This window comes from Bacillus sp. AP50 (genome assembly GCF_040492675.1).
Lineage (GTDB): Bacteria > Bacillota > Bacilli > Bacillales > Bacillaceae_G > Bacillus_A > Bacillus_A cereus.
The window spans coordinates 1-4,271 of sequence record NZ_JBEUTW010000153.1 but is presented as its reverse complement, the minus strand read 5'-3'; the positions used below and the strand labels follow the sequence as shown (position 1 = coordinate 4,271).

Genomic DNA, 4,271 nt, shown 5'->3' with positions numbered 1-4,271 from the left:
GTATTATATCAAATTTAATATTTAAATTAGATATAGAAAAAACTCGCAACTAAATTGATATATATATCGACTACTATAATGCCAGTACGAAATAGGAGAGGTAAACGATATGGAATTATCTAAGAAAATTAGTCGATTAGTACAGTTAATTCAAAGTGGGGAAAATTTGTCCATTAGTATCGACATTAATTCCGGACTTGCTAGAATTTGTGACATGGATTTTTCTATGGAAGAACAAAACAAAATTATTCATGGTCATATTGATAATACATGGTTAGTCCAATGGTTTAATTACTTGCAAAAGGCAATAAAAAAAGAGTTAGACCAAGGTGAAAATAATAACTTGAAACATGTAGAGTTGCTTGAGGTACAACATTTGCAAGTAAGAGATAACAATGAGGAAAAAAGTCAATTGAATAAAAAGGCTAAGAATGCTTCTGAATCAAATTCTAATAATGAAGCAGATATGAGTAGAAATCTTTATATTGCCGAGCTAGAAAAGAACTATCGTAATATGGAGAATCGGCTTAAAAAAGCAGAAGATTATGTGAAATATTTAGTGAAACAACTAAATGTAAAAAATGTAACGGAGCAAAACTTACAGTATCCATTACATTTTTCTAATAGTAGCAGCAAAATAGAAAATGCAATGAAAGTTAAGAATAAAGAGATTCAAAATGTTATTGATGCAATGAAAGATATTGAGGTACCTTATGGATCGTTTATAAATCATCAAATTAACGAAGTGATTATAATTAAAATTCATAATGATTCAGGGATTAATTATATTGTATCAGGGGACTATGATTCAGCAATTTTAGTGTAGTTAATAAATGAGATTTAGAGGATATGATTTTAAGGTTGGTGATAATTTAATATGCTATTAAATACATTTACAACGGATCAGTGGAAAAAGCATAGAGAAAACCTCGCTAGTAAGTTAAAGGAGATACATATCGAGCATTCCATTAAACGAATGGTAAGATATGATTCCACTTCACTTGGTTTACAAGATTACCATCTTTCTTTGGTATTTGATATTGAAAAAGAACGTCTCTATATTTGCAATAAAGCATCTAAAAGAATGATTGAAAGTACTTCTATAAGACGTTTGCAGGAAATAGAAATGGTTTTAGTAAATTGGTTAAAAGAAATGAAGGAAATTATTAAATAAATTTATATGAGGATTATGTTTAGGTTGAGGAGATATGGATAATAAAAAAGTTAAAATCTATAGATATTATAAGGGTGGAATTTATCTCGTTACTGGTAAGGGAAAACAAACAGGAACTGATGAAGAAATGGTAATTTATGAAGATGCTAAAGGAAATACTTGGATTGAACCTCAGAGTACTTTTATGGCGGATATTGAGGTATGCGGAGTAAAAGTTCCTCGCTTTGAGCATTTAGGTAATTTCTATAAAAGTAATTAAGGAGAGGGTTAATTTGTTAGGCAAGCGAAAATATATGGTTTCTGGTCATGATGCAGAAGGAAAATATGTAGAAAAAGAAGTTTGGGCTAGTTCTGCTCGTAATGCATTAAATATTTCTCAAGAGTGGAATGACGGTAATACATATACGGTAGCTCGTAAGGTTGGATGCGGCTGTGGTGGAAATTAAGTAGACATAAATGTATGCAAATATATAATTATTTTATATTAATATACAGTATAAAGGATTTATTAGCGTTCTTCCTTATAAATACTTTACAGGAGGTAGAAATAAAATGTTCGAAATTAATACAGTTGAAGAATTTAAAGAAAAGATAGTAGAAGGGTTTGTTTTAGTTTATTTTTATACTACTTGGTGTGGCCCCTGTAAAATGATTACACAGGATATTAAGGAATTGTCAAAAGAAATTGACGATATTAAATTTATTCAAGTTAATGCTGATCAATTTTTAGATATCACTAAATTGTGTGAAGTTAGTACGATTCCAACGCTTCTGTTTATGAAAGATGGTAAAAATATTGAAAAGAAAGTTGGATTTACTCCTAAGCAAGAAATTCAGGAGTTTATTGAGGCTAGTAAATTAGCAAGCCAAATGGAGGCTGAAGAGGAAGTATTAGAAAAAGATGCCTTAAATTGAGAAGAAACTTGAAAAGGTAATACCACAAAGGTGTGTCATTTGACACACCTTTTCCTATAATGGGCTTACTATATTTGGTTAGGAGGTTACAATCGATATGCCTAAACTCAAAAGTATTATGAGATATGTTAAAGAAATAGATAAAATGATTAAAGATTTGCGTAAGGGTATGGCACATAGCCATCCATACTCAGTAGATGCTTTACGGCAATATGTAGATGAATTAGAAGCTATACGTGAAGTAATCATGGAATCAGGACTTGAATCTGGTGAAAACTTGGATACATTAATGTATAAAATCAGGGAATGTATAAGGGAGTGCGTGAGACCTTCTTATGCACGAAAACCACAAGTTTTACCTTATCCAAAACAAGATCCATGGGTACCACCTGTTACAGTCACAGGGGTTAATATTATTTTCGTTGTGGATATTTCTGAATCCATGTTTGAAGGAGGGGGACTTGAACCTGGAGGTCGTGTTAGAAACTTATTAGTTGCCACAGCAAATGAAATCGAGCGTTATGCTAAAGCTGCTAAAATCCCATGTAAAGTATCATTAGTAGCCTATGCTGATCCTACAGACAGAGCAGGAAAGAATAGGCCGAACTTTTGGAGAATTCTACTGAATAAAAGTGTAGATGTACAAGGATTAGCACAAGCATTTTCTGATATTAGTACGCTAACATTTAATCGAGGATCGGATTTCCCTGAATCTGGTATGTCTGCAATTTATCATTCGATTGATCAAGTGATAGATAAAAGTGTAATAAATGGTAAACCCGTAGAGAATTCTCTTATTCTTGTATCAGATGATAGACAAAAGTTAGAGGGCAGTAGCGAACCTTCACATCGCCTGTATAAAGAAGTTACATACGATCAGGTTGACGGGAAGCTAAATAGCCTTAAAGTATTCAATCGTTATGCGTTAGTGCCTATGAAAACTATATATACAGTTCTTCCAGGAAGAAAAGGACCTGGGAAAATAGGGCCAGGGAATTGGAATAGTCCTATCATTCCTTTCTTTAGACAGTGTAGAGAGTACTTCCATGTAAGCTCTTTAAAAGATGTAAGCGATTGGATCACTTGGACATTAGATCCTACTAAGGCTCCGAAAAAAAAGTGAGGAGGAAGTGATAATGACAATTAGATTTGGAGATTTGTATGAGGAAATCTTAGCTATTGAAGATGCTATGCAGCGTATGAGAGATGATATAGCTAGTTCAGATTGTTCCTCTATTACAAAATGTCGTTTGGAAATAGAATTAGAGATGCTTGAACAAAAATTATATGAATTAGAACGTACAAATATAGATTTTGAATTATTAAACTTTGTTACAATTATAGAATCTATTGAAAGATGCTTTAATTGTATTGATATTCCAGGTGAATTATCTCATGATATAGCTCCTGTACCATATGATACAGCAAGCAATTGCGGAGGTAAAAAGAGACAATTATCACTTAAAGATATTGAGTTAATTAAAGTATTTGAGATGAGTACTAGAAAGCCCGACAAACGACCAAATGTATTTGAATTTGTTAAGAGTGCAATGCCGTATAAAATCCTTACAATTGCATCAGAGAAGTATATTGTATCGTATGACTCGTTACGTAATGGTATTGCGGTTAAAGGGTTCAATAGGCAAACAGGGGAGTCAGTAACGAACTTTGGAAATATTTCTAGAATTGATGTGAAATTAAATGATTCGGCGCGTCAGAAATATGGCGTAGAATGGGTAACTGCATGTAAGGTTTTATTAACAACACCTACACCAATGGTTAGTATTGCACCGTTATCGTTAGCTATTGATGGTAATCCGAGCACCATGCCTAGGGTTGAATATACAAATGAGGCAGAAGTTGAAATGGTATTTCAATTTTTTGTATAGATAATTAGGAGCTAAAAAGATAAAAAAACGTACAGAAGTGTACGTTTTTTTATTATCTCATTTAATCAAAGTGGCAATTATAATGTTTAATTCATTTTCTATTAAATTCGCCTAAAACGTTGAATTCAGGAAGTTGTTTATTTTCTGTTTAAATTGTTGATGAAATAATCTGTTCAGATCTAAATCCCTATTAGAAAACTTTTTAATTTCCTCAATTGAAAATGTACCACCCCAATATGGAGAGGTATGAATATCCGAATGGAATGTCACTCCTAAATGGGTAGAAGGAATGG

At 32.4% G+C, this 4,271-nt stretch carries 7 protein-coding genes and 1 pseudogene; 7 read left to right on the top strand and 1 reads right to left on the bottom strand.

The annotated features are described in order from the left end of the window. The first annotated feature begins 109 nt into the window (after positions 1 to 109). The 7 genes from ABWK52_RS13355 to ABWK52_RS13325 all read left to right on the top strand — a co-directional run bounded on the left by ABWK52_RS13355 (position 110) and on the right by ABWK52_RS13325 (position 3,978). Positions 110 to 826 carry a hypothetical protein gene (locus ABWK52_RS13355; RefSeq protein WP_098541473.1) on the top strand — a complete coding sequence of 239 codons (717 nt, stop codon included), beginning with the start codon at positions 110 to 112 and terminating at the stop codon, positions 824 to 826. Positions 827 to 877: 51 nt separating this feature from the next. After that, positions 878 to 1,174, top strand: coding sequence for a hypothetical protein (locus tag ABWK52_RS13350; protein WP_000926111.1), 297 nt, complete (start codon positions 878 to 880; stop codon positions 1,172 to 1,174). A 34-nt stretch (positions 1,175 to 1,208) separates the two neighbouring features. After that, the gene (locus ABWK52_RS13345; protein ID WP_000369000.1) at positions 1,209 to 1,433 is read left to right on the top strand and encodes a DUF1653 domain-containing protein; all 225 of its coding nucleotides are present in this window, start codon (positions 1,209 to 1,211) and stop codon (positions 1,431 to 1,433) included. Positions 1,434 to 1,446: 13 nt separating this feature from the next. After that, a complete protein-coding gene (locus ABWK52_RS13340; RefSeq protein ID WP_000900867.1) occupies positions 1,447 to 1,620 on the top strand; it encodes a hypothetical protein in 174 nt (57 codons plus the stop codon). 106 nt (positions 1,621 to 1,726) lie between these two features. After that, positions 1,727 to 2,089, top strand: a complete 363-nt coding sequence (locus ABWK52_RS13335; protein ID WP_000461692.1) for a thioredoxin family protein — start codon at positions 1,727 to 1,729, stop codon at positions 2,087 to 2,089. Between the two features lie 97 nt (positions 2,090 to 2,186). Then, on the top strand, positions 2,187 to 3,212 hold the full coding sequence (locus ABWK52_RS13330; RefSeq protein WP_098507685.1) for a hypothetical protein: 1,026 nt from the start codon (positions 2,187 to 2,189) through the stop codon (positions 3,210 to 3,212). Positions 3,213 to 3,225: 13 nt separating this feature from the next. After that, positions 3,226 to 3,978, top strand: a complete 753-nt coding sequence (locus ABWK52_RS13325) for a hypothetical protein (RefSeq protein WP_098382362.1) — start codon at positions 3,226 to 3,228, stop codon at positions 3,976 to 3,978. A gap of 111 nt (positions 3,979 to 4,089) precedes the next feature. Here ABWK52_RS13325 and ABWK52_RS13320 read toward each other — a convergent pair. Beyond that, positions 4,090 to 4,271 (bottom strand): annotated as a pseudogene (locus ABWK52_RS13320) (DNA polymerase); the annotation flags it as partial.